Here is a 22834-nt window from a genome sequence, read left to right as displayed (position 1 = left end):
GGTAGCACGGCGCCACGCCGTTCAACAGCTCGCAATTTGCTCAGCGCATAGCGCCCGCTCACCGTGAAGCTTCAGGACGGAAGAGGGCAGCGACCACCGTCTCTCCGTGGCATCTATATCTCATTATCTGCCTTTGAATGGCGGTCATAACGAGGCAGGTGGAGATATCGATAAGGCGAAAGCTTTGTATACGCCATAATATATCGAAGGGAAAATTCACATGCCTAGGTACGCTCTAGCAGCGGTAAAAAATCTAAAATGCCTTCCACCTTCTGGAGTCAAACGCGCCTGAGCTACAATCTGCCGCGCTTCGCTGGCGCTCTTTCCGACTTTTACCTGAGCAATTAAAGCATCAGATATTATTTTTAGGGTATCAACTCGAGCCTTCTTCAATCTATCTGAATTTAGATTTAATTCGACAATTGTCCTACCTACCACTTCAACCGCAACACCTGATTCCGCACATGCAGCTTCGTTTACACCTAACTGACCAGTGGTCCTACTTGCTGTAAACAAGCATGGCGCCAGCGGTATATCCGGCGGAAACAAGATTAAGCCATCAAGTATTTTATTGTCCTTCTTTTTATCACATGTAAGATCAGGAGCACCGTACCTTACCTCTGGCTCGTGAACCGCACCATTTGAACCACCCAGACACACAGCGAACAAGTTATCCCACTTAGTCACCCATGGAATATTATTTGCAAAAGAGCTTTTCGGATGAAAGTGCTCCACCCCAATATCCTGAATTCCGCCAACCCCATCGCGCCGATAAATATCTATCTCACAATATGCACATAGATAATGCTGATCTACCAAAAGCCGATCAACAACTTCAGCCTGGTACTCGGACTCAGCCCTAAACTTATCCCAATGCTGCCGATGACTTACTCCATCGTACGGGTTAGCATCGTTAAAAACCACTACAAAATCAGGTTCACCCTGTTTGTTTATATTCTTCAATTTTTCGAATCCAACTCTTGAATTGCAACATCCATTTCAAGGCGCTCAATCTCTGGATCAAAACCCTTGCCCCACGCATCTAACTCTTCCTTCAGCACAAGCGCATCTTTCGCTTTCCAGTTACCGGACTCAACAAGCTGCTGGTACTGCTTTAGTTTTTGAACAATTTCTAAACGATCAGGCCGAGTATTGACCCCAAGAATTTTATCAAGCACATAACCATTATCAGCGCCTTCAGAGAAGGCTACGGGCACCAGGCACGCGTCCGCCCCTTCCCAATCAATTACTCTCAATTGGTCAGGGCGTACTGTTGAAATTACGTGAGGACTGTGAGATGACACTATAAATTGAATATTTGGAAAGACCCTCCGAAGGTCAGGAAGAATAGTCTGTTGCCAACCTGGATGTAGATGAAGCTCCACCTCATCTATCATCACAAGACCTGTAGAAACGAGAGGATCCTTCAGATCAGGATTTGCCTCTGCCATTCTGGCAGCAATATCCATGACCATAACCAACGCGATACGATACCCGTCACTTAACTGTTCAATTCTTAGAGGGTACACACCATCAGCTCTTGCCCAATCCAACATTATCCCCGCAGGATGTGCCATGCGGGGATTGGAAAATTCAGGCATAAACTGCTGTATAGCACTCCGAATGCAGCTAAGCTCAGGAGACTTATAATCGAAAGACTTTAACTCACGCTGCCTTGATAGCTCTAAACTCTCAAGATTATAAAAATACTCAATAAAACGCTTAAAATTAGTCTTGCTCTCCAACGACTCGCTATATGCATCAAACCTAGCGAACTCTTTCTTGAAACCTCTCTTCCTCTCGGGAAGCGCAAAAACACCACGACCCGTCCCGTAGTAAGCCAGGACCGGCAATATTACGCCACTGCTTTCATTAAATCCGTCGACCAACGCGTCCGCATAATCATTGATTGCCTTTATACCTAGCGCCGGAGGAATCTGCTTCGACGTTTTGTTCGTTTTATCTCGACGTTCAGTCCTATCCCAACCTACCCCATCAATTGTTTCGCATGTTACTCTACTGTAAGGCGGCTTGGCACCAGTTTCCAAAACCTTGAAGTCGGTATCTTTTTGCGATATCCCTGCGACTCCAGGGATACGGGTTAAAAAAGCTCCCATTGAGATTGCCAAAGCATCGAGAATAGAGCTTTTACCAGAGCCATTTCGAGCAACAAGTACAGTCAAGTGCTCATCAAATTCAATTGAAAAGTCAGTAAAACGGCGAAAATTTTCACAACGAATTTTCTTAATTTTCATAGTATTTCCTTTTTCGCCTCGGACTCAAAGCCCCACTCTAATATCCGACAGCTGAATTTGCCGCACCAAGATAGCTAACTCCTCACTATCCCCGCCGCGCAAAACTTCGCCGAAAAGCGCTCGCGCATAGACCGGGTCAGCGCGCAGCAACTCTGCCATTACCTGGTCGTGCGTCCTGTCCGTCACAGCATGCTTGTCTCGTTTTGATGTCAGATCGGTCAAAATTCAATTTCCTCTCCCCAGTACAAATGCTCTCTATGCCAAGCTAGGTATTTAAGGTGTTGAGTTGACAACGAGACGCTCAGCTCCGGTGAGCAGTTCAAAATCTGGCGATCCCTGTCCGATACGTAAGGCGAAATCAAGATTTTTCCCTCGTCGTCAAAGGAGACATAACCCTTGTCGAACAGTGCATCAAGGCTCGGACTCAACAGAAGACCGTTGTAAACATCCAGCCGTTCAGTGTTGCTCGCCTGACTCCACGGTTTGATGTGTGAGGCTTTCAAAACGTCAATCTGTGAGCAACCAGTAGCCGAGCACTCACCCCAATGCTTGATGAGTTTCTTGCGAAAAGCGCCCTGCCCTACCCGAGCAAGAATGATCTGAGTTTTCTGGGTCTCAGTAAGCATTGCATCACTCAGCACTAGCTGTTCTTGGCCCTTAGCGATGACCTCTGCTATATCGTCCGTCGCCCAATACTTTCGGGTGACGCCAAAGCTACCCTTCCTGCTGGGGGCTACACCAATAGAAACACAGAAGCTCTCGAAAGCGAGCTGTAGGCTCTCGTTCTGAACGGGATACGAGCCATATATTTTGTTCAGTGCGAGGTTGGTCTCGCCTCCGTGTTTCTCTTTGTTCAAGCAGTGGATCTGAATCTTGTTGCCAATGTAGCCGATGAACCGAGATGGGGCGAACGCAATACCGGCATCTGTAAGGTATGGCAGATAACATGTACCTTTTCTGATGAGGTCTTGGTAGATCTTCCTATCCCCATCTGCTGACACTCTCGCACGCTCAAGCTCAGCAAGGTTCTCTGCTACCTGCTCCTCGTTTATCACCAGCTCCATCACTGCTCCTCACAATGAAAAGCCCGGCTCAGTGGCAGGGCGTCAAAATCAAGACATCCCAATGACCGAAAGCAACTGCTCACGAACACCACGGCCTTGCTCGTCCTTCTTTTGAGCCATCAGATACAGTCCTTTCCCCGCTGATTTTTTGGCCCACAGCTCACCGATCAGGCGCTTCTCTTTGCTATCGTCGTTGCTCACACGGTCGCCGCCCTTGTATTCCACAACGAGCAGCCTGCCGTCCTTGAGCTTAACCACGAAGTCAGGGTAGGTCCGCTGAGTCGAAGTAGGCATCCAGAACTGGGTGGAGTGGACGAGGTTACGAACCCAAAAATCCACGTCGTCAAGCAAATCGATGGCCTGCGCGCATTCAAACTCTTCACTGATTACGCCTTTTGGTGTTTTCCAAGGCAGCACACCAGGGAATGGGTAGTAGTGCTTTTTAAAGCGATAGGAGCCTTGGTAATACGAGGTGGCCGGGTAAAGTGCCATATCCTGCGGGTAGGTGAAGGCACAGCCGGGTCCATCGGACGTGACCAGATCAGCGTCAGCACTGAACAGCGCTTGCTGAAAGCCAGAGTCGTAAGCCTGTTTCTTAACTAGCAGGAGCTGTTCTCCGAGTTTTCGGCGCAGGATGAACTGACCTTTCAAGAGCTGGGAAAGCGAGAAGCCACGATCCTCCAGCAAACTGGTGACAGCACGGCGCAACCACTCACGAAGCACGGGCTGCTTGATGGAAGGCTCACGAATTTCCTGATCAAGCCACCCAATCAGGTCGGAAGCAGTGCGATCCTGAGCAAAGCCCGGCAGATAGGTGTTCACATCGTCCTTGACGTTCTGGAACTGAACGGTTTTGTCGTCGAGATAAACCTCGAACGTCATGCTGGCCTCGTCGAATTTGAACGACGATAGGTCTGGCGGCGCAGATAACAAATCCCAGCTAAAGGTGGCCGACACAGCCCCACGGTCTACAAGCTCAAGCTCACCTTGCTCCATCACACACAGGCGCGGGACTTGGAAAACCATGTTCCGCTCGCTGGGGGCTTTGGCTGAAATGGTTGCCTGCTGGTGACGTTCGACCTGAGCAGCGACAGCTTCTTTTGCAGCCTTACCGGACACTGTAGAAACAATCGCATCAATCGTGAGTTGATCGACCTCATCCTTGACCTCTACGGTGCCGCCAAGGCCGTCAGCGTTCAGCACGAACTGAACACGCTGCTGATCTCGCTCAGGGATTTTGGAAAAATCAGGCGCCTTTGGCAGGGTCAACTTAATCACCGGCAAATCCGGCATTCCAGTCGAGCCACCTTGAAGGTCTAACTCTGGGGTCTTCTCCTTCCGTATCGCTGCGGCGGCCTCCATCGGGTTGAAGCCGATGTTGATGAGCGATTGGGTAAGCTCACCGGCAGCTCGTCCAAAGCTGTCTGTGGTTACGTGAGCATACGCTTTGCTCATCGCTTCCTGCCGCCTTGGAACGGCATAGGGCATGCGCAACACACGACCGAGCAATTGCTGAATATCTTTGTCGGATTTCACCTGAGCGACGGAACAAAAGACGTATGCGAATGAGCAGTCCCAGCCCTCTTTTAGCGCTTGCTTGGTGATGATGACCTCAATAGGGCAGTCCTTTGCAAAAAGGTCTACACCATCAATCTCCCGCTGCGTGCCAGTGGCGATAGCGATAGCCTTCTCTTCAACATTGTCGGTGTTTATGAGATGCCTTTTCACTTCCTCAACAGTGGCTTCGCTCTTCGCATTCTCTGCTTGAATCAGCAAAATAGGCCGGATGTATTCAGGCTCACCCAATGCCGTCTTCGCTAGCGATCTCCGCCTTGCCACAGCACTGCTGACGGCGACCTGCCATTCCCCATTGTGCTCTTTCAGCACGACCGGAAATTTGATCATGTTCTCGGCCTTCAGCTCGAAGGCAGATACGCTCACCAGCACGTTCGAGCTGGAAATGTCAGGCGTGGCAGTCAGCTCCACAACAGCCTTTGGCCCAAGGCGCTCATACACCGTATACGACAATGGTGTGGTAGCGTTGTGGGCTTCATCCATAATCACCAGTGGGCCATGAAGCTTCAGGAGGTTGGCGAACGATGCAACGGCTTTGCCACCCTTACCTTTTTCAAGATAGTCCAGCTCCTTCGACACACCGCTGAAATGTGCCTCAAGATCCTCATGATGCTCGTAGACCTTTCGGCCCTCTTCCTTGTCTACACGAAGCGCAGCAACAGTCGAAATCACTACACAGACCTTTGTTACGAGGTCAGCCGGGCGGATCTGCGCAAAATCAGCAACGTCGAAAACCGCTACCTGACCATTGAACGCATCATCCAGCTCCTGCCGGTAGGGATGGCGAGGATTCTGGAAGGCTTCGAGAGTCTGCGTTTTGATCTGAGTGGTGGGCACCATCCACATGACCAATGGAAATTGGCGCTCAAGGTATGAAGCACCGCAAATACGGATGATGTGTGCGCCAAGAATCGTCTTACCGCCGCCCGTTGGGATACGCAGACACACGTAAGGAACCAAAGGCAGGCCCGGCATTTTCTTGTATTCGTTGAGCAAGCCAACATCTACGTTGTCCTCAAACGCCTTCTCAGGGCCATCCAGCCGAGAAGCATCGAGGTATTTTTCTAAGCTGCCCAACGCACGGCTTTGGTAGAGCTTGAGTGTATGAGCCATTTCTCAACGCGCCTTAATGTCGTAAGGTGTTTGGCGGAAGGTAATTTTCAGCTCCTGCAACAGCTCGGGAGCCAAAGCACAGGCTTCGCCATAAACCACCTTCGGTCCATCAAACTCAGGCAATGCCCTGAAAATCCGTTTCGTTAACACGTTCCCACCACTGTTGGTCAAATCGCCAAGAATTCCGTTGAAAAACAGGTAGTAAGCGGTGCCTTGGTGGATACCCAGCAATGGCGACTTATCAGCGCTTGCAGACCTGGCTGTGCCCGTTTCAGCAAACCAGACGTGAGCCGCAAGCTGCTCGAAAGAAATACCTTCACGTATATGCCCCGACTCATCGAATACAGGGACGCCAAGCGTGTAATACCTGAACCCGGCACCTCCGGCCCAATTCAAGACCTTTGATACGCCACCCTGCTCACCGTCAACCACTCTCGCAAGTCGAGGCTGGCAATGGCTTTCGGCATGAGCACCCACTTCGATCCCTATCCATTGCCGTCCCATCTTGTGGGCTACGGCTATGGTCGTTCCCGATCCAAGGAAGCTATCCAAAACGAGATCGCCGGGATTGGTCGCCACCTCAAGAATGCGCTTCATCAACGCTTCCGGCTTAGGAGTGGCGAAGTTCTCATCACCGAACAGCGCAACCACTTCTTTCTTCGCATCCTGCGTATGGCCCACTTCTTCGTAAGGCCAAAAGGTCTGAGGCACACGGCCCTGCTTCACTTCGGACAGGAAGCGTTTGATGGCTGGCACGTTACCGCCATCCTTGCCCCACCAGATTCGATTGTCTTCATCCAATTGGCGAAGCTTGTCCTCAGACACACGCCAATACATGCCGTTAGGAGGGCCGGAAATGACTCGACCCGAAGGCGTAGTGATGGGGTATACACCAGCACCGTAGTAGTTACGTGCTGAGAGGTCTCCCGCCTTCCACGGCCCTCTCGGGTCGTTGTCAGGATTCCGATAAGCCTTGTCCTGTTTTTCAGTCCGAGGCATCGGGTTTGGCACCCATTTCTCAGCGTTCTTGGCGTAAACAAAAACGTAGTCGTGATCGACTGAGAAATGACGAGCTGAGTTTTTCGGGGAATAGATTTTCTGCCAGATGACTGAGGCTATAAAGTTCGGCCTGCCGAAGATCTCGTCGCAAATCACTTTGAAATAGTGCGCTTCGTTGTCGTCCAACGTGACCCAGAGAGAGCCATCCGGGGCCAGCAGCTCACGGATTAGCTCCAAGCGCGGATACATCATCGACAGCCACTGAGAATGCTCGAGGTTGTCGTCATACTGCTCGAAAGCGGATTTCGTGTTGTAGGGCGGATCGATGAAGACGCATTTCACCTGCCCTGCGTAGTAAGGTAGCAGCGCTTTCAAGGCGTCAAGGTTATCGCCCTGAATGAGCATATTGGGTGAATCAGCCTCGCCATGCGAAAGGTCCGCATTGGGCACCAGCAGGCGATACGGAGCGAGAGCGGCCCGCGTGAGGTCAGCGTCACGGTTGAACCAAGAAAGAAGCGGCATTGACGGGTTCCAAGGGACGGCTTTCAAACCGGGTACTTTACCCTCCCACCCCCTAAGCATCCATCCCATTGTTATGTAGAAATGACGCAGCTCTAGCAGCCAGGAGTCCTTTCAGGCTACCCGTTCGCTTTAACAATCATGCCCATTTTTATACGGACTCCAGCTTGTAGCTCACGAAACTCAGTCGTCATTGCTTCGACCGTGCCAGCACTGGCTCCAAAACCTGGTTTCTCAACAAGCCACAATTTGAGCAGCCCGGCCACTCGCCCCAGATCGCCATTAATCTTTGCCAGATCGGCCACGGCAGTGAGGTCAACAACCGACCGAATCGGCGTATTCAGCCCAAGCGCCCGAAGGTAGCCTGACCGAGACATGCCCGCTTCTTCGGCGCGCTCGGTGATGGTCGCCTTTTCCTCGTCAGTCACCCACACCTCTATCGGCTTTCCGCGTCTTCGAGGTGGGGCCTTTCTTTTGGTGCCCTCTGTCATGGCTTGTGCTCCTGTTGTTGCTTTTCAGCTCTTAGACGCGGCAGCGGCTGGGGCCTCGCAGAGCAAGATGCCGTTGAGCCGAAGGCGAATAAGGGGCGGTGTTGGATGGGGACGGGCTTGCCCGTACCCGTACAACACACATCTTGCCGTCTATTCCTATGCGATTCTATGCAACTGGAGCAGAGATGCCATCTGTATTTCATCTAATCGCATACATTCGCATACATTCGCATAGCCTCGCACTAATAACTGATTTCAATCGCATAGAGTCGCGCAGAATCGCATAAAACCGTCATAGTGAACTAGATCATTGGAATTTTTTAACGTCGAGCACCAAAACAGGCTATTTGGTGGTGAGCACGGCTAATTTGCAAAGCCTACGCCTTGAAAATTACGCATCTCGAATGAGAGCATCCATAGGCGTACGCACTTTTACCGAAGAAAATCATCAGATATATCGGAGCAATCAATGGCACGCAAAACTCTCGCCGAGCGCCGTTCTGAGGCTATTTCCGAACTGGGAACCGCTAAAGCACGACTGGCGAAACTCGACAATGAGGCCGCTGAGAGAATCGGCAGAATTGCAATAAAGTCAGGATTGGTTAACCTGAAGCTTACGGACGATCAAGTCCGGGAAGAATTCGACCGAATAGTGGAAAAGATCACCAAGGGGAATTGACCATGAAGACAGCTCACCGCATCAGCGCATTTGCCAGTCGACTTGACGAATTGCAAGCCTGCCTCGGTCGGGCCGGTAACCGGGCTACGGAAAATGTTACGGAAGCCCAGCGTATCGCGGCTGAGCTGGCTTTATCCCTCGAAGACTGGCATCTCGACGCGCTGCGCATACCTAAGGCGGAGCGTGCGCCCTACCGAACACAGAATCCATATTATTCAGCACATTGACTCTGCCGCTCTCGTTAAAAAGTCCACTCCGGTGGACTTTTTTGTGTCCGTAAAACGTATAAAACCGGACAAACCTAACCCCTCCCCTCCTCACAATTAACGCCTTATAAATCAGACCAATAGTTATTATTTCTCACCCAGATACCGGACATTTTACGAACAGACCACGAGAACTTTATGCGGATAGCATAGTTATCGGCATATTTTAAACTGGTCAATATCGGTAAATAATCGAGCCACCAAGGTTAGAAATGAGGTATTCGGCATGGAAAGGGAATTACTCTTAAAAGCGTCGTCCCGTGTACGCAAAGCCTGGCGTCATGCGGCTTTGAGCATTGCTATGGCCGGAACCAGCTTAGTTGGCGGGACCTTATACGTTGCACCTGCCACTGCTTACGCCATCTACTGCACAAATTGCTCCACGTTCTATCAGCAAATGTTTGAGTATGCTGAGGCGGTTAACACGGCTCTGAACACCGCCGAGCAACTGCAAACCCAGGTGCAGCAGTATCAAAGCATGATCACGCAGGGCACGGGCTTGCCTGATTCGATGTTCGGCAGTATCGCGGCTGATCTTAAAAACGTGATGAACATCTACGACCGCTCGCAAGCGTTGGGCCGCCAAATCCAGAACATGGATTCGCAGTTCAACAGGGCTTTCCCCGGTTTCAATTCGTACCTGAATCAAGCTGCCAACTCGGCTGGGTCACCGGCACAAGACCGCTATCAGGCGTGGTCTGAGCAAGGCCGCGATAACGTGAAAGCTGCGCTGGAAGCGGCGAACCTCAATACCAGCACCTTTGAGACTGAGGGCGAGCAGCTTGACCGCATGATGACCCGTTCACAGTCGGCCGTCGGCCGGATGCAGGCACTTCAGGCGGGCAACGAAATTGCCTCACAGAACGTACAGCAATTGCAAAAGTTGCGCGATCTTGTGGCTACGCAAATCAACATGCAGGGCAACTATCTGGCTCAGCAGGGCGACAGGGCAGCAGCCAGCGAAGCTACCGAACAACAGTTTGAAGCGCGCAAAAACACACGCGGCGGCGTGAAGGGGTACTGAGAATGGCTATTTCGAAATGGCTCATCGCGTTGATCTGCTCCGGCTCTGCACTAATCGGTTCGATGATCACCGTGGCGGTTCAGACCGACTGCGAATGTACCTCTGTGATTGAGCACCAACGGCAACAGCATGACGCTGATGCCTCGTTTGAAGCGCGCCCGAACACTCGCGGCGGCGTTAAGGGGTACTAGCTATGGATATTCGCCTACTGTTGTTCCTCGCCTTAGCGAGTGCATTCGTGAGCGGAAATGCTATGGCAGCCTCCGACCTTTCCCATGCTGACACATCGGTGCAGGGCCTACTCGACCTCGTTTTACAGCAGTCGCACCAGTGGTCAGGAAAGCTGTATGACTACGCGATCAGATTATTCTGGCTGTTGGCCTCGATTCAGTTCATCTGGACGTTCATGCCTCTGGTCATGAAGCAAGCCGACTTCGGCGAGATTGTCGCCGAGCTGCTGCGCTTCGTCCTGGTGGTCGGTTTCTTCCTTGCCGTTATGAAGTACTCGGTGGAGTGGTCATCTGCCATTGTCGATAGTTTCCGCGATGCAGCGGCATCCGCTAGCGGCCTCGGGCGTGCGCTGGAACCCGGCGATATGCTGGCAGTTGCGCTGGTTTTTGGCCGCACCATGGTGAAGGGCATATCAGTGTTTTCTCCGGCCAAAGGACTTCTGATCGCAGTATGCGCAATCCTTGTATTGGCGTGTTTCGCCTTCATCGCTGCATTCATGTTCGTAACGCTCGTAGAGTCTTACGTCATCATCAATGCTTCGGTGCTGTTCTTTGGCTTTGGCGGGTCACAATGGACGCGTGATTTTGCAATCGCCCCAATGCGTTTCACCGTCGCAATCGGAGCCAAGCTGTTCGTCTTAACGCTGATCGTCGGCCTGATCGTTCAGTCGGCGAAGCAGTGGTTGGCCGCCTACACCAATGACGAAGCGTCGTTGATGACGATGGTTGGTCTGGCTTTGGTGTGCTGCTATCTGACAAAGACCATTCCCGACCTGATCGGCGGCATGATTAGCGGCACGTCGATGGGTGGCGGATCAGCCATCGGTGGTATGGCGGGCGCCGGTGCTGCCGGTGCAGCGGCGGGAATCGCCACTATCGCCACGGCCGGGGCGGCCCCTCCTGCTGCTGCCGGCGCGCTCCGGGGCGCTGGCGGCAGTGGTGCGGCGGGTGCCGGGGGCGGTCTCGCAGGGGCGATCAACTCCAGCTTTGCCGGTGCAAGCTCCGCCGGTGGTGCCGCTCCGTCTGTAGGTGGCGGTACCCCAATTGGCGTCGGGGCCAACACTGGCGGCGGTGCAGTTGCCAAGACGGCCAGCTCCGCAGGCGTGAAAACTGGCGGTGGCGCAGCTACCCAATCGGCTACCCCCAGCAGCGGCACCCAGCAGGCCGCTAAGCAGGCCGGGAAGGCCACGCAGAGCGGCGATGACAATGATCAGAAAGCAACACCGAAAAGGGGAGCTGTTAGTTCCGGCAACGCACTGTCCCAAGCGGCCAATGGTGGTGCAAAAGCGCTTGGCGTAATCGCCTTGATGACAGTCCCGGGCATGGAGAATGCACACTTAGCGTCGCTTGGCGCTGGTCTTCCACAGCCAGCTCACGGTGACTCCAGTTCGCTCAAATCCGCAGCGCCGGCTGCGGAAGCCCCAGGTATGGAATCCAATGTCATTCGACCAGATACGAACACCAGCTCGAATTCCGGTCGCACCGACGTTTCGAGCATAACCTCAAGCAATGACCAGCCGGAGAAATAACCATGAATAGCATTCTGATGTTCGCTGTATTCGTCGTACTCGCCTCCACCTTGGCCATTGCCATGTGGGCGTTCGGCCGCTGGCTACGAAGCAAAGGCTACGGGCCATTGCTCGATAGACTGGATCGACAATGTACCGCGTTGCAGCTTCGAGTTAGCCCGCTGGCCCTTTCGGCTTCCTTTCATATGTTTTCCGGAGTGCAATACCTGAATCGCCTCCCTCTGCTTGGTAGCAAGAGCAATGCAGCTCAAGCCCAGCAAATTCTGATGGCGATCCGAGCGGCGCAGGAAGCCCAAAGGCTCGACTCTCCCGGCAACCGCTGACCCTACAATCCCCCGCCACAGTGGGGGTTTGTTTTCCGGAGACACCAAATCTAAGTAGTCGCACGGACTTGTCTCAGCTCACCCTTTAGGAAAGCCCCCTACCGGTACTCCATCAGAACGACGCCCCCCAGACAGCTTTGATCAAAAGTGCGGAAGACTCTGCAATTAGTAATACGCACGGACTTTGAACACCTTGACCATCAGCTCGGACAGGACACCGTCTAATGCGCGGGGGCTTCGCCATTAGTAATACGCACGGACTTGGTACACTGACTCGCCGGTGCGTTTATGTATCTAGAAACCGCCATGACTGATACAGCCATTTGCTTAGCGATGGCCCGCACGCTCAAGCCCTCGCGCCTGAGGGACTGTGCCTTCGCCTGCTTGGATTTCGCAGTTTCAAGGTAGGTTTCCCGGTCTACCGCACCGGAAGCGCGTCTGCGGCATTCCTCGCGCTTCCTGTGCCGTTCCGCGGCCTCGGCCTGGCTGACGATGGTTTTAAGCTGACGCTGTTCGTCGGTGGTGATCCCGAACAGGTTGATAAGCGTGTCGTTTCGCGGCGTGTAGAGCGGCGCGTAGTCCTTACCACCAAAGCTAATCTTTTCCCCGGCCTCATAGGCTTTGGCCTTGCTGAACAGCGTCATAAGCTCTTTCGAGCGGCTATTCCATTGCGGGTCAAGCTCGCGGGCCAGCGCGGCCGCCTCGTGGTACATCTGATTGCTGTTGGTCGCCCCTGACAGCAGCAGGAAATTCAGCCGCCAAAACAAGTGCTGCATCCGGCTGCCTTCGCTGACGCCGCCGCGCAGCTCAGCGAGCTTGCGCAGGTCTTCGAGGCGGTCCCAGGCAAGCTGTCTGCCGGAGAACCCGCGCAGATTGTCAGCCTTGCCGCCGGGCACCAGAAGGAAAGGCTTTTTCGTGGCGCGCCGCTCGCGCTGTTCGGCCTGTTCCTGCCGCTGCTGCTCGATTGTCCAGCGTGCCGCCGGTAGCAGCGCCTCGGCCAGATACTCGAAGTTGTAGCGGATCGGTTCGCCGTCTGCGCCGCTCTGGACATGAACCACGCGACAGACTTCCCCACTCTTGCTATTGACCGTCTCCACGGTGCGCAGCACGCGGCTGGCGTCTTTGGCCATCGGGTCAGCGCCGACGTGCGCGAGGCGATGAACAAGATAGCGCTGGCAGGCGTTCCAACGCGGCAGGGCCTGACGCGGAATCGTGCCATCCAGCAGCCACTTGGCCTGTATTCCACGGCCGCTGTAAATCAGCACGGACGGCGACGGCAAACCTTCCTCGCCGCAAAAATACAGTACAGATGCCGCCAGTGCTTCAGGCGTGCGCCCGGCCAGCGCAGGCACCCGGTAAGTGTCGAGGTCGGCAAACAGCAGGCCAAGCCGCAGGAGGTTGACGACTCGCCTATTGGGCCGAATGAACTCAGCTTGGGACATCCACGCGTCACGCTTTTTGTCCAACAAATCGAGTACTTTTGGCATATCAGCCAAGCGATGAGAAGACTGGCGCTTTTCACCTCGGTAGTCGACGAGCAACGAAAAAAAACCGGCTCTCGTCCTATCGTGGTACATCTGCGCTTCGTCCTGAGAACTGAATAGCGCAAGCTGTGAACTTGCGCTATTCAGCTCTACCAGAGCGTTTGCAGTGTCTGAGTAAGGACGCGATATCGACCTTGTCTCAGGCCTGCCCCCCACCGCTCAGACTGCCAGTCCTGGCCTAGGAGCGGGGCCGGACTCCCTGCATGTATCAATCCACTCCTCTACCTCGGCTAAATCCCACACGCCCTTGCGGCTACTCACCGCAATTCGACGTGGAAATTTACCCTTCATTTCAAAGTTATAGATCGTGCGCTCACATAGCGGGATCATCGCCAGGAGTGTCTTTTTGTCGATGAGTTTTTTGCTCGATGGATGCATAGCTAGGTCCTACCAGTCACAGCGAATGTGTGCCTGATCGTGCCTTTAGGTGCCTATTGCTTCGACAGAATGATTGGCTAGAATGGTTGACATGAAAAAACAAACGACCATAGCTATTTGGGAGGGGTGTGACGCCTCCCTCACAGAGGCCCTACACCGATTCCTTGATCGCTGGGAGCCCTACTCCACAGCATCTAAACGCTATCCGATCGTTCGTCTGGTGGAAGAGCTTATCGACCCTGCCGTGGCGGCATATGCCGAAACGCTTCCATCGCGTTATCAGGGCCATCTACCTGGAGCAGGAACAAACGTAGCGTTCAGCACGATTATGCAGCTGGTTGGCGTTGCCGCTATGGTCCGCCTACAGCGTCAACTGCTACGAGGCTTTGTTCTGACCCACGACAAGCAGTCGGGAGATGATCGCCGCTTCATTGCGACGCTTGAGACGTTGATAGAATTGGTGCTGGCATGTAAGCGCAAGCAGCCGTCTAACAAGGATATGGGCGGTTTGAACGGTCAACGCTTGAAGGGTTTCTGTAGATTCTGCGGCACGCGAGCAGAGCTGGCATCGTTCGCAGAAGGTGAGGGTCAGCGTGACCTTGATGAACACCTACGCCTGAGCAACCTGTACTGCACCACCCACCGCCCAAAGACACTAGATGGACGCTGGAACCCGGCATACAGGCAAGCAATGAGATCTATAGCGCAGTTCGACCTAGAGCTGGCCAGATTGAGCAGACAATGCGCTATACGAGCAGAGCCTAAGGCAAAGTCAGGTGACGAGCTCGTCGACGCGTATATCTTTCGATACATGCTTAGCCAAACCCTGCACCTAGCGGACGAAGCTGAGCTAAGAAATCTCGCTCGACTAATGGTGGACATGAAGCTGACAGACCGAAGAAAGCAAATCCTCGTACTGCAAGAGTTCGGCTTCAACCAGTCAGAAATTGCTCGCAGACTGGAGATCGAGCGCCAAGCAGTATCTAAAGCCCTTCGCTCAATCCCTGATAGCTTTCGACTTCCGACAGCGTGAGCACGTCTAAGCGTCTGGCACTGCCTTGCGCCGATTTATTATTAAAAAATTAAGTTCAACCAACCCTTGGAAATTACATGGCGTTCAAACCAAAAGTTGCGGATCTTCTGGCCTATCGCTCAGGTTACATCTGTAACAATCCAGATTGCAATGTGCTCACAATCGGCCCTGCATCCTCCGACCCACATCTAAAAACCAAAAAGGGAGAGGCCGCTCATATTTTGGGAGAGAAGCCCGGCGCAGCACGCTATAAAATCATGGACAAAGAAATTATTGAAAGTGATAAAAATGGAATTTGGCTTTGCGTTGCATGCCATACCTTAATCGATAAGAACAATGGAATAGATTACCACGAGGACGAACTTTTTAAATGGAAGCAGAGCCACGAGGAACTGATGGAGGTTTTGTTAAAGACACATCGCAGCCCCCTCCCGCTAGTGCGAAGATTCAGCTTGAGCAAGAAAATTGCGCAGGATATCGTCGACACTCTCGCTCATAAAGGCGTGATGTTTCAGCCAGCTGCCATGGAAAATACAGTGTTCGCTCTCAAGTCAATTGACCAGATCAGGTTAAAGCTAATGCGACATTTGCGCGACATTGATCTTGACAAGCGACTTAAAGATATCTGCAATAATTTGATTAACGCTTTCCGGGAAGTCATGAACGAAAACTCGAAAGATCCAAGCGGTCTGTTCTCTTACCTTGAAGTACTTCGGATAAAGGTTGGGAGGTTACTGTACCAGCTACAGCATGAATATGGCTGCCAGATCAGCGGACACATCGTAAGTATTGTTCGTCCATAATTGGCAGGTCCCAGCCTGCCCCTAACACTCCAGATAGCTCGATGAGCGGGCGCCTGAAAGACGACCGCTGATCGATTTTACTTCCAGCCGCACAAAGCGCTAACCATGCACACTAAATTTCAGAAACCATTTCACCAACAATAAAATCGTCACTGATAAGAACTTCTAAAAATGTTCCACGCTTTTCGTGGCTTGCCAAATGAGGATCCTGATCGATTCGAGCACCTTTCCAATACTGGCGGTAATAATATGCAAACGCATTCATGTCCCTAGGAAACTCTTGATCAAGCCACGTCATATCAAGAATTTGAACCTCACTTTCCGTATGGATTTCAAATATCCTCTCTGGAGTACTACTTTGACTGCGCAACTTATACTTTTTAGCGTCATCGATTGTTTTGGTAGCAAAAAAACAATTAAGCCTAGATTTGTTTTTTAAGTGCAAAAGTTCAGGATCATGCAACCTAAAAAGCTCTAGGAAAAATTCTCTATAATGAGGCGGTGGCAGCGTTTCCACCAATCTAGGCAAACCTGGACCAATTTCATCAGCGCCAATTATTTTAAAAAAGGGCTGGTAAACCTCCCCGAATCTTGATCGATTATTTCCGTCAAGTTTGATCTCCATGCCGGTTTTTAGAAGACCAGCATTGTCAACATGATAGTATGTAGCCATCAGTAGAGCTTCCTAGCTTATGAATGGCCACGCTAGCACAAAGCCATCATTAGCGCGACGACTGCAGGTCAGAAGCACGCCTCAGCGTTTCATCTTGGTGCCAGTGAGTGTTCGGCGGCGGGAAGCTACCCATTTGTTTTCCGAGGTTTACTAAGCGTCCATTCATCAATCATATCCGCCCAATCCTGCAACATCGCACGACGCTGATCCCGATACTCGGCCTTGTTGTAGACAGCACGCACACCTTTCTGCTCGTGTGCAAGACACTTCTCGATCCAATCGGAGTTGTAGCCAGCCTCATGCAAGAGCGTGCTGGCCGTGCGTCGCAAGTCGTGAGGACCGAATTTGCCTAGCGGCACCCCTTCCTTTTGGGCAAGGCGATAAGTGAGCGTGAGTACCTGGTTGATCGTGGCCGCACTCATTGGCAAATCAGAGTCGTAGCGTGACGGCAAAACGTAGTCCGAACCTCCTGCCAAGGTTTTCAACGCGATGAAGAAATCCAATGCCTGCTGGGACAGAAACACCAAATGAGGGTTACGACGCTTCATCCGCTCTTTGGGGATCGTCCACAGCGCCTCGCTGAAATTGATCTCACTCCACGTCGCGTTGGTCAGTTCGCTCTTGCGTACCATTGTCAGCAGTAGGAGTTTGGCCGCTGCGCGAACCGAAGTCGCAGTGCCGATTCTGTCCATGTACTGGTACATCAGCGCAATTTCATCGGGCGTCAACGCACGGTCGCGCGGCTCAAATTTCGCGATGCTGGCAGGCCGTACCAGATCGGCAGGGTTTTCAACCTTCTGGCCACGCTCAATGGCCCAACGGAAGACTTGCAGCACGATCTCCCGTGAATGGACGGCGGTTGCAGGGGCACCCCGCTCCACTATGGCATCCGTCAGCGCACGCAGATCCTCATGGGTGATTTCGACCAGCTTCTGATTGCCAAATTTCGGCTTCAACTCACGCTCGTAGACTGATCGACGCATGTCTCGCGTCGAGTCCGCCATCTGGTAACCGCGCAGCCATTTTTCAGCCCAAGCATCAAAAGTCTCAGCACCCTTCGTGCGCGCCTTCGCACGCGCTTTTTCCTTAGCTGGAGACTTGCCAGCGGCGACCATCTTCTTCGCCTCCCCTAGCCGCTCGCGAGCCTCTGCCAGAGTGATCCCTCCTAAGCCGTAACGACCGAAGGTGATGGTCTCCTGCCGGCCGTTGATGGAGTAGTTGTAGCGAAAGGAGATTGAGCCGGCTGGGGTGACGGCCACGTACAAGCCGTCACGGTCAATCACCTTGTAGAGCTTGTCCTGGGGCTTGAGATTTCGAAGCTTGGTATCGGTGAGCATGGCTTCCACTATTTCCATGAAAAAATACCATGCTCTGAAAAGCGCGGAAAAATGGGGTCGATCCCCAGTAAAACCGGGCCTTTGGGCCAGCTCGATACCATGTCAGCATGGGGGCAAGGAACATGGTATTGAGCTTCATGCATGGCATTAGATGCAATCAATACCCCATATCGTGCCACACAAAAACTATGCTTGGCGATGCAGAACGCTACCTGAATTTGCCAGACCCAAAAAGCCAAAAGCCCGCAATTACGCGGGCTTCAAGACGGGCTTCAAGACATTTTTGCTAGATCATTCCTGGCAGTGCCAGACGCGGGATCATTCCCACTCAATCGTTGCCGGCGGCTTGCTCGACACGTCGTAGGTCACGCGGGAGATACCGTCGATCTCGTTGATGATTCGCCCGCTGACGGTTTCCAGCAGTTCGTAAGGCAGGTGTGCCCAACGTGCAGTCATGAAGTCGATGGTTTCTACTGCGCGCAGGGCCACGACCCAGGCGTAACGGCGGCCATCGCCGACCACGCCAACCGATTTGACCGGCTGGAACACGACGAAGGCCTGGCTGACTTTGTGGTACCAGTCGGCCTTGCGCAGTTCTTCGATGAAGATATGGTCAGCGCGACGCAGCAGGTCGGCGTATTCCTTCTTCACTTCACCGAGGATACGTACGCCCAGGCCCGGACCCGGGAACGGGTGACGGTAGACCATGTCGTACGGCAGGCCCAGTTCCAGACCCAGACGGCGGACTTCGTCCTTGAACAGCTCGCGCAGCGGCTCGACCAGTTTGAGGTTCATTTCCTCAGGCAGGCCACCGACGTTGTGGTGCGACTTGATCACATGAGCCTTGCCGCTCTTGGCGCCAGCCGACTCGATGACGTCGGGGTAGATGGTGCCCTGAGCCAGGAACTTGATGTTGTGCAGTTTGGCAGACTCGGCATCGAACACGTCGATGAAGGTGCGGCCGATGATCTTGCGCTTTTTCTCCGGGTCCGCTTCGCCGGCCAGGTTGTTCAGGAACTGCTCTTCGGCGTTGGCGCGGATCACTTTGACACCCATGTTTTCGGCAAACATGGCCATCACTTGCTCGCCTTCGTGCAAGCGCAGCAGGCCGTTGTCGACGAATACGCAGGTCAACTGATCGCCGATGGCCTTGTGCAGCAGGGCCGCAACCACGGAGGAGTCAACACCGCCGGACAGGCCCAGCAGGACGTTGTCGGTGCCGACCTGGGCGCGAATGGTAGCGATGGCGTCTTCAACGATGTTCGATGCCGTCCACAGCGCTTCACAGCCGCAGATGTCGAGAATGAAGCGCGACAGGATGCGACCGCCCTGCTTGGTGTGGGTCACTTCCGGGTGGAACTGCACGCCGTAGTAGCCACGGGTGTCGTCGGCCATGCCGGCGATCGGGCAGCTAGGAGTGCTGGCCAGCACGTGGAAGCCGGCCGGGATTTCGGTGACCTTGTCGCCGTGGCTCATCCACACGTCCAGACCCAGCACGCCGTCGGCGTCTACGTGGTCTTCGATACCGTCGAGCAGGCGCGCCTTGCCGACCACGTCGACACGGGCGTAACCGAATTCACGCAGGTCGGAACCTTCGACACGACCGCCCAGTTGCTCGGCCATGGTCTGCATGCCGTAGCAGATGCCCAGCAGCGGCACGTTGAGGTCGAACACCGCTTGCGGGGCACGCGGGCTGTTGGCCTCGTGGACCGATTCCGGGCCGCCGGCCAGGATGATGCCGTTCGGTGCGAATTCGCGAATCGCCGCGTCGTCCATGTCGAACGGATGCAGTTCGCAGTACACGCCGATCTCACGCACGCGGCGGGCAATCAGCTGGGTGTACTGGGAACCGAAGTCGAGGATCAGGATACGGTGGGCGTGAATGTCGAGGGCCATGGCTCATTCTCGTCAAAAAACAGAAACGACACGGGGCTGCGAAAACAGCCCCGGCTACAAAATTCGCTAGGCGGCAACGCAGCACTGGCCACGTTGCCTGCCCGATCAACCAACGCGGTAGTTAGGCGCTTCTTTGGTGATCTGTACGTCATGCACGTGGGACTCGGCCATGCCGGCACCGGTGATGCGGACGAACTCAGGCTTGGTGCGCATTTCTTCGATGTTGGCGCTGCCGGTGTAGCCCATCGAGGAGCGCAGGCCGCCCATCAGTTGATGGATGATGGCTGCCAGCGAACCTTTGTAGGCCACACGGCCTTCGATGCCTTCCGGAACCAGCTTCTCGGCACCGGCCGAGGAATCCTGGAAGTAACGGTCCGAAGACCCTTGGGCCTGGGACATGGCGCCCAGCGAGCCCATACCACGGTAGGCCTTGTAGGAGCGGCCCTGGAACAGCTCGATCTCGCCTGGTGCTTCTTCAGTACCTGCGAACATCGAACCCATCATCACGGCAGAGGCGCCGGCCACGATGGCCTTGGACAGGTCACCGGAGAAACGGATGCCGCCGTCGGCGATCAGTGGCACGCCAGTGCCTTCCAGCGCTTCGGCAACGTTGGCAATGGCGCTGATTTGCGGCACGCCGACACCAGCCACGATACGGGTGGTGCAGATCGAGCCCGGGCCGATGCCGACCTTGACCGCGTCAGCGCCGGCGGCGACCAGCGCCTTGGCGGCAGTGCCAGTGGCGATGTTGCCACCGATGACCTGCACCTGCGGGTAGTTTTCCTTGACCCAGCGTACGCGGTCGATCACGCCTTTGGAGTGACCATGGGCGGTGTCGACGACAACCACGTCAACGCCTGCCGCCACCAGCGCGGCTACGCGCTCGCCGGTGTCTTTGCCGGTGCCGACTGCCGCGCCAACGCGCAGACGACCCTGGTCGTCCTTGCTGGCCAGCGGGTAGGCTTTGGCTTTTTCGATGTCCTTGACGGTCATCATGCCCTTGAGGGCGAACTTGCCGTCGACGATCAGGACTTTTTCAAGACGGTGCTTGTGCAGCAGCTCACGCACTTCGTTCTTGTCAGCGCCTTCACGCACGGTGACCAGACGCTCTTTGGGCGTCATGACTTCACGCACCGGGATGTCCAGACGGGTTTCGAAACGCACGTCGCGGGAGGTGACGATACCGACCAGGTCGCCGTTGTGCAGTACCGGCACACCGGAGATGTTGTGCTGGCGGGTCAGGTCGAACAGATCGCGCACAGTGGCGTCGGCCTCGATGGTGATCGGGTCCTTGACTACACCGGCTTCGAATTTCTTGACCTTGCGCACTTCAGCAGCCTGCTGGTCAATGGTCATGTTCTTGTGGATGATGCCGATACCGCCTTCCTGAGCCATGGCGATGGCCAGACGGGCTTCAGTGACGGTGTCCATGGCTGCGGAGACCAACGGAATATTCAGCTCGATGCCACGGGTCAAACGGGTCTTGAGACTGACTTCGTTGGGCAGTACCTCGGAATAACCGGGTACAAGGAGAATGTCGTCAAAGGTTAGGGCTTCTTGACTGATACGCAGCATCGCGGGGGCTCCCGAGCGGGAAAATTGGAAGCGCGCCATTATACCTGTACACACAAGCAGGCTCAATGCAAAAACTTGGCCTGTTTTACGATCGGTATTACAAACGCACCTTCACCCAGGCCACCTTGCGGTCCAGCCGTGCAGCAAAGTCATCGAGAAAGCTTTGCTTGAAGCCGGCGGCCAGCCAGTTGTTGAAGATAAAGCCCAGATTGGAAAAGCCGCAGGGGTCAAGAAACAGAAAGCCATTGATGTCGTCTTCATGACCACACAGCGGGCAGGTGAAGTTGTCGGTATGCCCCGGCATCCAGTCTTCCAGGCTTTCGAACAGCGCTTCGCCGACCTCCTGGCGGCACTCGGCGCAGCCGGCTTCTTCGGCAAACCCGTCCAGCGGTGTATAGATGCAGCGCTTGGTAACGATCTCCAGACCGTTGACCGGCTCGCCGAACGGCAATGCATCGGGATTGTCCACCACGTTGCGCGCCCCGGCGGCAATGGCATAGGCCATGCGGTTACCGGTGCGCCCACAGGTGCTCAGTTCTGGCTCGACCACGTTCAGCTTGACCAGCCAGCGCAGTGCCTGGCGGGCCTTGAGCTCGTGCAGCGGAAAGCTGGAGATTTGCGGGACGATGATGCTCTGGCTGTTCATGGCACGCGGTCACTCAAGATCAATCGGGGGCGGCAGCTTAATCGCCCGTCGCAGCAGGTCAAGCATCAGCCGCTGAAGTAACGCACCAGCAAGGCAATGCCGCTGATCAACACCAGCCAGGTGATCAGCCTGACAAATGCCTCACGCGACAGTTTCATGGTAATCCCGCGCCCTATCCACGAACCGATCAACATGGCCGGCAGCAGACAAACGGCCAGCACCAGCAGCGATAGTTCGGCATAGACCCCGGCGATCACGAATAAGCCAAGGCGCACCACGGTACTGCAACTGATCAAGGCCCCCTGAGTCGCACGGGCCTGCTCCTTGGAGGTCAGCCGAGCATTGAGGTAGATGGCATAAAGAAAACCGCCACTGCCGAACAACGCCCCGAACAACCCGCCCACCGTGCCCATCGGCACCGCCCAGCCAGCCGCCAGTTGCGTGGGCCGCACCTTGACCATCAGGCTGTACAGCGCATAAGCGGTCACAAACAGGCCCATCAACAACAGCAGCACGTCGGATTTGAGGTTGAGCAGAAACAGCACACCCAGCGTGCAACCCACCGCCATGCATGGCAGCAAGCGCAGCAGTTCACTCTTGACCACTGACCGCCGGGCTGGCAACAGGTTGCCCAAGGCAGCGATGAAATCCAGCACGACCAATAGCGGAATGATCCGCGACAGCGGCATGAAGTGAATCAGCACCGGACCTGCCACCAGCGCCGTGCCAAACCCGGCGATACCGAACACGACGTAGGCCCCCACCACCGTCAGTTCGATGCACAGCCAGCCCAGCGGCGTCAGGCCCAAGACAGAGAACCACTCGATTACCTGCTCCATCACCGCATGAAACTCCCTGTTACGTCTTATTCTTTTCTATATA

At 54.4% G+C, this 22834-nt stretch carries 22 protein-coding genes; 7 read left to right on the top strand and 15 right to left on the bottom strand.

Going from position 1 to position 22834, the window contains the following annotated elements:
• Nucleotides 1-216 precede the first annotated feature (216 nt).
• The 7 genes from NRB16_RS10200 to NRB16_RS10170 form a co-directional block, all read right to left on the bottom strand.
• Nucleotides 217-963 (bottom strand): retron system putative HNH endonuclease, encoded by a 747-nt coding sequence (locus NRB16_RS10200; RefSeq protein WP_257106083.1) that lies wholly within the window; start codon nt 961-963, stop codon nt 217-219.
• Nucleotides 960-2255, bottom strand: a complete 1296-nt coding sequence (locus NRB16_RS10195; RefSeq protein WP_257106082.1) for an AAA family ATPase — start codon at nt 2253-2255, stop codon at nt 960-962. The genes NRB16_RS10200 and NRB16_RS10195 overlap by 4 nt, the downstream gene beginning before the upstream one ends.
• 24 nt (nt 2256-2279) lie before the next feature.
• Complete coding sequence (locus tag NRB16_RS10190; protein WP_257106117.1) at nt 2280-2477, bottom strand: hypothetical protein; 198 nt, start codon at nt 2475-2477, stop codon at nt 2280-2282.
• Nucleotides 2474-3319 carry an HNH endonuclease gene (locus NRB16_RS10185; protein ID WP_257106080.1) on the bottom strand — a complete coding sequence of 282 codons (846 nt, stop codon included), beginning with the start codon at nt 3317-3319 and terminating at the stop codon, nt 2474-2476. Before NRB16_RS10185 ends, NRB16_RS10190 begins: the two co-directional genes overlap by 4 nt.
• 48 nt (nt 3320-3367) lie before the next feature.
• Nucleotides 3368-6007 carry a DEAD/DEAH box helicase gene (locus tag NRB16_RS10180; RefSeq protein WP_257106079.1) on the bottom strand — a complete coding sequence of 880 codons (2640 nt, stop codon included), beginning with the start codon at nt 6005-6007 and terminating at the stop codon, nt 3368-3370.
• Between the two features lie 3 nt (nt 6008-6010).
• The gene (locus NRB16_RS10175) at nt 6011-7528 is read right to left on the bottom strand and encodes a site-specific DNA-methyltransferase (RefSeq protein WP_257106078.1); all 1518 of its coding nucleotides are present in this window, start codon (nt 7526-7528) and stop codon (nt 6011-6013) included.
• Between the two features lie 116 nt (nt 7529-7644).
• Complete coding sequence (locus tag NRB16_RS10170) at nt 7645-8016, bottom strand: CopG family transcriptional regulator (RefSeq protein ID WP_257106077.1); 372 nt, start codon at nt 8014-8016, stop codon at nt 7645-7647.
• A gap of 469 nt (nt 8017-8485) precedes the next feature.
• Here NRB16_RS10170 and NRB16_RS10165 point away from each other — a divergent pair, with 469 nt between their 5' ends.
• The 5 genes from NRB16_RS10165 (at nt 8486) to NRB16_RS10145 (ending at nt 12067) form a co-directional block, all read left to right on the top strand.
• Nucleotides 8486-8695: a TraC family protein gene (locus NRB16_RS10165; protein WP_257106076.1), complete on the top strand. Its 210-nt coding sequence runs from the start codon at nt 8486-8488 to the stop codon at nt 8693-8695.
• A gap of 2 nt (nt 8696-8697) precedes the next feature.
• Entirely contained in the window at nt 8698-8922 is a 225-nt protein-coding gene (locus tag NRB16_RS10160; protein ID WP_257106075.1) for a hypothetical protein, read from the top strand.
• Nucleotides 8923-9187: 265 nt separating this feature from the next.
• Entirely contained in the window at nt 9188-9985 is a 798-nt protein-coding gene (gene trbJ, locus NRB16_RS10155) for a P-type conjugative transfer protein TrbJ (RefSeq protein WP_257106074.1), read from the top strand.
• A 193-nt stretch (nt 9986-10178) separates the two neighbouring features.
• Nucleotides 10179-11744, top strand: a complete 1566-nt coding sequence (gene trbL, locus NRB16_RS10150) for a P-type conjugative transfer protein TrbL (protein WP_257106073.1) — start codon at nt 10179-10181, stop codon at nt 11742-11744.
• Between the two features lie 2 nt (nt 11745-11746).
• On the top strand, nt 11747-12067 hold the full coding sequence (locus NRB16_RS10145; protein WP_257106072.1) for a hypothetical protein: 321 nt from the start codon (nt 11747-11749) through the stop codon (nt 12065-12067).
• A gap of 221 nt (nt 12068-12288) precedes the next feature.
• On the opposite strand, the gene NRB16_RS10140 is transcribed toward NRB16_RS10145, so the two are convergent.
• Together NRB16_RS10140 and NRB16_RS10135 are read right to left on the bottom strand one after the other, a co-directional pair.
• Nucleotides 12289-13644 (bottom strand): replication protein, encoded by a 1356-nt coding sequence (locus tag NRB16_RS10140; RefSeq protein ID WP_257106071.1) that lies wholly within the window; start codon nt 13642-13644, stop codon nt 12289-12291.
• Nucleotides 13645-13770: 126 nt separating this feature from the next.
• Nucleotides 13771-13989: an AlpA family transcriptional regulator gene (locus NRB16_RS10135; RefSeq protein WP_257106070.1), complete on the bottom strand. Its 219-nt coding sequence runs from the start codon at nt 13987-13989 to the stop codon at nt 13771-13773.
• 91 nt (nt 13990-14080) lie between these two features.
• Here NRB16_RS10135 and NRB16_RS10130 point away from each other — a divergent pair, with 91 nt between their 5' ends.
• Nucleotides 14081-15022 carry a LuxR family transcriptional regulator gene (locus NRB16_RS10130; RefSeq protein ID WP_257106069.1) on the top strand — a complete coding sequence of 314 codons (942 nt, stop codon included), beginning with the start codon at nt 14081-14083 and terminating at the stop codon, nt 15020-15022.
• 77 nt (nt 15023-15099) lie between these two features.
• Entirely contained in the window at nt 15100-15825 is a 726-nt protein-coding gene (locus tag NRB16_RS10125) for an HNH endonuclease (protein ID WP_257106068.1), read from the top strand.
• A 112-nt stretch (nt 15826-15937) separates the two neighbouring features.
• On the opposite strand, the gene NRB16_RS10120 is transcribed toward NRB16_RS10125, so the two are convergent.
• From NRB16_RS10120 to NRB16_RS10095, 6 genes are all read right to left on the bottom strand, one after another.
• Nucleotides 15938-16498: a hypothetical protein gene (locus tag NRB16_RS10120; protein ID WP_257106067.1), complete on the bottom strand. Its 561-nt coding sequence runs from the start codon at nt 16496-16498 to the stop codon at nt 15938-15940.
• A gap of 125 nt (nt 16499-16623) precedes the next feature.
• A complete protein-coding gene (locus NRB16_RS10115) occupies nt 16624-17835 on the bottom strand; it encodes a site-specific integrase (RefSeq protein WP_257106116.1) in 1212 nt (403 codons plus the stop codon).
• Between the two features lie 318 nt (nt 17836-18153).
• Nucleotides 18154-19731, bottom strand: coding sequence for a glutamine-hydrolyzing GMP synthase (gene guaA / locus NRB16_RS10110; protein ID WP_045482526.1), 1578 nt, complete (start codon nt 19729-19731; stop codon nt 18154-18156).
• A 105-nt stretch (nt 19732-19836) separates the two neighbouring features.
• The gene (gene guaB, locus NRB16_RS10105; RefSeq protein ID WP_257106066.1) at nt 19837-21306 is read right to left on the bottom strand and encodes an IMP dehydrogenase; all 1470 of its coding nucleotides are present in this window, start codon (nt 21304-21306) and stop codon (nt 19837-19839) included.
• A 97-nt stretch (nt 21307-21403) separates the two neighbouring features.
• Nucleotides 21404-21952: a sugar ABC transporter ATPase gene (locus NRB16_RS10100; RefSeq protein ID WP_045482532.1), complete on the bottom strand. Its 549-nt coding sequence runs from the start codon at nt 21950-21952 to the stop codon at nt 21404-21406.
• Nucleotides 21953-22017: 65 nt separating this feature from the next.
• Nucleotides 22018-22791, bottom strand: coding sequence for a sulfite exporter TauE/SafE family protein (locus NRB16_RS10095; protein WP_257106065.1), 774 nt, complete (start codon nt 22789-22791; stop codon nt 22018-22020).
• Nucleotides 22792-22834: the final 43 nt, after the last annotated feature.

It is taken from the genome of Pseudomonas sp. LJDD11, from assembly GCF_024584215.1.
GTDB lineage: Bacteria > Pseudomonadota > Gammaproteobacteria > Pseudomonadales > Pseudomonadaceae > Aquipseudomonas.
The sequence above is the reverse complement of the archived record's forward strand: the minus strand, read 5'-3'. Positions and strand labels throughout refer to the sequence as shown.